The organism is Rhizobium acaciae (assembly GCF_025941625.1).
GTDB classification, from domain to species: Bacteria; Pseudomonadota; Alphaproteobacteria; order Rhizobiales; family Rhizobiaceae; genus Rhizobium; species Rhizobium acaciae.
The window spans coordinates 1-4,766 of sequence record NZ_JAPCZO010000058.1 but is presented as its reverse complement, the minus strand read 5'-3'; the positions used below and the strand labels follow the sequence as shown (position 1 = coordinate 4,766).

Sequence of the window (4,766 nt, the reverse complement as noted above, 5' to 3'; positions counted from 1 at the left end):
CCAGCCGCAGTTGTTCCTATGGCAGTCCGAAAAAACATAACGCATTGAAATTATGGTAAATGCCACGTTAACTAGAAGCGATATGGCTAATTACTTCTGTCACCATGGGGAAAGTATCGGCAGTAAGCCATCTCTACGCTCAATCTGTGCCCTTTTGCGAGCAATGTTATCGCTCAGACCTGACCCGCGGAACGCAAACCGATGTCCAAACCCCAGCTCTCGGTGCGCACAGCCAAGGTCAAGGAACTGGCTCATTAGCCCGCACGGCGCACCAATATGCCGGTTAACAAGCTCGTTGAGCAAGCGCTTGAGTTTTACGACGTCCAACCGCGCCGGCGGAAGAACCGCCATCCGATCGACACGATCTGGCATCTCGCGGCTGGATCGGCCTCAGACGATCTCTACGACGAACCCGGCCTTCCAATGAGATTGCGCTCAACATGTCCGTCGGACGTCGCAACTTACAAGGAGCTCGGCCGCCAAGGGATAGGCGAGACTACGCCAGAGGCAGTCGCCTCCTTTCTCGCCCATCTCGAATCTTGTGCACCTATTCTAAGGGGCCTCCCCTCCCCTCCCTACCCGGCGGCGGAGCCGCTGCAAGAGGGCCGGCCTCGTCCGCACACAGGCTCGGTTCTGGGTACCTCACAGAGGCCCCAATCGCGACATTCGACTCGTTGTACAAGTCACGCGCAAGCGCGGAGCTACGTCAACCACGCGGAAAGAAAGAATGGGCGTGCGGTGTGAACGACTATCTGATGTGGCAGGCCGGCTGAACCACAGCACTCGGCTTCGGCGCTCCCGAAAACTCGCCAATGCGGTGGAGCGGCGAGATCTTGGCGCCCACATCGATGTTGCGCATACCTTATACTGCACGCGGAAAAGGCCGGAACCGCGCGGCCTGCCCACGATCGCAAAGCAATCAGGCCTAGGCTTGGAAGTTGTCCGCCGACATCTTGCCTGACATGCGATCCTTCACCAGTTCGTAGGCAATCTTCTGGCCATCGTTGAGGCCAAGGAGGCCAGTCCGCTCTACCGCGGAAATGTGGGCGAACACATCGATGCTGCCGTCGTCCGGCTGGATGAAGCCGGAGCCCTTCGTTGCGTTGAACCACTTTACCGTACCGGTCGCCATTGCGTCTTCCCGTTGATCCGACCTTCGGGTCCAAGCAACGCTCCCATTTGCGCCTGTGCTGATAGACGCTTCTGACCACGACGAAAAGCCATCTCAACATCTCCCTGCCCCCGCCGACCCCACGCGGTGGTGGCGCGACTTCGGACGTGCTGCTCAACACGGATGCCGATGGGCCGCGGCCTGGCGGACCTTGAACTGGTTTGTCTTGCGGATGAGTTCGCCGAGTTTTCGAAAGTCAAACATTCGTCAGGCGAAGTCTGGTGCCAGGCCGACGATGCGCATATTGCCCCACCAGCCTTCGGGGCTCTCCTGTGACAGCACCTTTGATGAACGGCACGGCCGCAGTTGCCGGCTGTAGCGGCTTGTCGGCAGGTGCGGGGTTCTGCTCGTCTTTGGCTTCGCGCGGGGAAGAACGTTCTCGGTGTAGACGAGCCACTGGCGGGCTGGCCAGGCGGAAGCGTTCAGCCGGTCTTCTGCTCGTCGAAGGTGAAAACGTCGGCGCCCCGCTCTCGGACCCGGGAGGGTAATCGCGCGAAATCGCTATCCGACGAGATCAGTCAGAAGCCTTCGAAAGGGGCATGTGCAACAGGGCCATCGCATCGTTCACCGGGGGATGTCGGAGGCGTCTTTCCGTCGTATAGGCAAACCCGCTGCTGCGGAATAGTCGCGTGCTTTCCCAGCCCATCCGTTCAGGCTTGCGAGCGCGCGCCGGAGCAAATCACTATAATGTGTCGGACGCTCGCATCACCTTTTTCGGCGCCCTCTTCAAGCAGCCCGTCCACGGTCTTTGCCGAGCTTGGTCAACGTCCATCAGTACAGCCAGGCGCGTCACCGTGTTTGAGGCGGAATAAGAGTCCCTCCGCTTGCGAGAAGGTATGCGAGTCCTCCCGATTCCCCAGCGTCTCTGTTTAGCGCCAGGCGCTCGGGTGGTTGCCGGCGTTCTCTTTATGATCGTCGTCGGGGCACGAATTTGACCGCAGCTAACAGAGAGCTCAAGGGACTGAGCTTTTAAGCTATTGCGTTTGTTATCAAAATCCACCGTTTTGACGGCAGTCAACATGATCTGTGAATAAGGAGATCACGACCTTCCCTTTAACAGAGAATCGCTATGACCTGCACTTCTGCTGTGCGTTGACTTCCTGTTAACGCTATTTCCCTTGTGAGACTCAGAGAATCGGAGATAATGACGACATTTCTCCGGTTTTGGTGATTTTATCGACAGAATGGTCCAAGGCACAATGAACGCGTTTAGCCCGCTACCGTCGTTTGAGTTTGACGACAAGATCCTGATGCAAGGTGCGGAAATCTCGCGCAAGCTCGATCAACTGCGTCTGGAGAACTTTCCCCCGAACGCGAAGAAAGACCTGCGTCAGTTCTCGCTCGCGGAGGTCGCACATTATCTTGGCGTCACCCCGAGCAATTTGAAGCGCCTCTATCTCGACGGCAAGGGCCCGAAGCCAGTCACAATGTCGGGAAATCGCAGATACTACACTGCCGAACAGATGTTGGAGCTGCGATTTTTTCTGGACAGGACAGGGAAGTCGGAAGCTAAGAAATATGTTCCTCACCGCAAGCCGGGCGATAAATTGCAGGTCATTGCGGTCGTCAACTTCAAGGGAGGCTCTGGCAAGACGACCACAACGGCTCACCTTGCGCAGCACTTGGCGCTGACCGGACACCGCGTGCTTGCCATCGATCTTGACCCACAGGCGTCGCTCTCGGCTCTGCACGGTTTCCAGCCGGAGCTTGATCGGAATCCCTCGCTCTACGATGCGATACGCTATGACGACGAGCGCAAGTCGATTGCCGACGTCATTCTGCCGACCAATTTCCCTGGCCTCGATATTGTCCCGGCGAATCTGGAATTGCAGGAATATGAATACGACACGCCCCTTGCCATGCAGGCTGGCACGGATGGGAAGCGCTTCTTCACGCGTCTCGGCAAGTCGCTCGAGGAAGTTGACAGCCGCTACGACGTCGTGGTGGTCGATTGCCCTCCGCAACTGGGATATCTCACCTTAACCGCGCTCACTGCGGCGACCTCCGTGTTGATTACAGTCCATCCGCAAATGTTGGACCTGATGTCGATGTCGCAGTTCCTGCTCATGCTCGGCAATATCACCAAGACAATTAAAAAGGCTGGCGCCAATGTGCGCATGGACTGGCTCCGTTACCTGATTACCCGATTTGAGCCAACCGATGTACCGCAGGTGCAGATGCTGGGCTTCATGCAATCGATGTTTGCTGAGGAAATCCTCAAGAGCCCGATGGTGAAGACAACGGCGATCTCCGATGCCGGCTTGACGAAACGCACCCTCTACGAGCTCGATCGCTCAAATTTCACGCGAGAAACCTATGACCGCGCGATCGAATGCATGGATGCCGTCAATTTCGAGATCCAAGGATTGATCCACAGGGCTTGGGGGAGGCTCTAACGATGTTGACCGCCGTCAAAACAGCAAGATTTTGCAACCGAAACAAAGCGATAACGTGGCTTCGAGGATAGCGGTATGGCTCGGAAGAACCCATTTGCGAATGTGATGAGCGACACGCCGACCGACAGCAACCGGGCGGTGCTTGATTACACCATCCGGGGCGCGTCTAAGTCGATCCTGAATTCCATCGATGAGATGGCGGCCCGTGCAGACAAGCTACTGGAGGGTGAGACTGTCATCGAATTGGACCCGGATCTAGTCGATGCATCATTCGTCCGCGATCGCATTGAGGAAGACCAACAGGAGTTCAACGATTTGCTTTCGGCAATTCGGGAGCGGGGGCAGGACAGCCCGATCCTGGTGCGGCCTCACCCCAAGGATTCCGAGCGCTATATGGTGGTGTTCGGGCATCGACGTCTTCGAGCGGCAAGGGCGCTCGGAAGAAACGTCCGTGCAGTCGTTAAAGACCTAAAAGATAGTGATCATCTCGTCGCGCAGGGGCAAGAGAATTCAGCGCGCGCCAATCTGTCATTTTTTGAGAAGGCAATGTTCGCGAGTGAAATCGCGCGGCTTCATTTCGATGGTGACAACGCAATCATTCTCTCAGCGCTCTCCGTGGACAGGGCGACCCTATCGAAGATGCTCGCGGTGGCGAGCATGCCTCGCGAATTGTTGGATGCGGTCGGAGCAGCCAAGGGCATTGGACGTGATCGCTGGTATGAGCTGAAGACCCTGTTAGAGCGACCCTCGAATTTGGAGAGGGCACGTGCCTTCCTCGGAACGGAGGAGTTCAACACTAAAACAGGCGACGATCGGTTTAACGTCCTGCTGACGCATATCAAGGAATCAGGTCGATCAGTTCCATCGAAACAAGTTCGTGCGAGCAAATGGATGTCCGACGACAAGTCCGTCGCCGCCGATCTACGGAGCGACGGACGAACTTTTACACTTGCTTTGAAGGCCAAGGATGCGGTCGGGTTTGGAGATTTCCTCTCCGAGAGCCTGACGGATCTCTACAAGGCTTATCGAGGCCGAAACGTTCAACAAGGAGAGTAGACCGCAAAAGAAAAAGGCCCCCAACGACGCCGTCGTGGAAGCCTTCCTCGTATTCGTAGCAGATCGAGAATCGCATTTCCACGAATCACAGTCAAGAGTCTTGGCGCCGCTTTTTGGTGAGCAGAATTCTTTTGCCTAAACTG

General features: G+C 56.5%; 3 protein-coding genes. 2 read left to right on the top strand and 1 reads right to left on the bottom strand.

Annotated features, from left to right (window positions below; translation table 11 throughout):
• Positions 1–925: 925 nt before the first annotated feature.
• The gene (locus tag OLZ32_RS38965; RefSeq protein WP_003549142.1) at positions 926–1,132 is read right to left on the bottom strand and encodes a cold-shock protein; all 207 of its coding nucleotides are present in this window, start codon (positions 1,130–1,132) and stop codon (positions 926–928) included.
• Positions 1,133–2,370: 1,238 nt separating this feature from the next.
• On the opposite strand from OLZ32_RS38965, the gene repA reads away from it, so the two are divergent.
• On the top strand, positions 2,371–3,567 hold the full coding sequence (gene repA, locus OLZ32_RS38960; RefSeq protein ID WP_128407550.1) for a plasmid partitioning protein RepA: 1,197 nt from the start codon (positions 2,371–2,373) through the stop codon (positions 3,565–3,567).
• Between the two features lie 75 nt (positions 3,568–3,642).
• Positions 3,643–4,623, top strand: a complete 981-nt coding sequence (gene repB, locus OLZ32_RS38955; protein ID WP_264398448.1) for a plasmid partitioning protein RepB — start codon at positions 3,643–3,645, stop codon at positions 4,621–4,623.
• Positions 4,624–4,766 lie beyond the last annotated feature (143 nt).

Bases quoted from the DNA above. Each gene is read 5' to 3' on its own strand.
- OLZ32_RS38965 (WP_003549142.1), bottom strand. From the start codon at position 1,132: ATGGCGACCGGTACGGTAAAGTGGTTCAACGCAACGAAGGGCTCCGGC.
- repB (WP_264398448.1), top strand. From the start codon at position 3,643: ATGGCTCGGAAGAACCCATTTGCGAATGTGATGAGCGACACGCCGACC.
- repA (WP_128407550.1), top strand. From the start codon at position 2,371: ATGAACGCGTTTAGCCCGCTACCGTCGTTTGAGTTTGACGACAAGATC.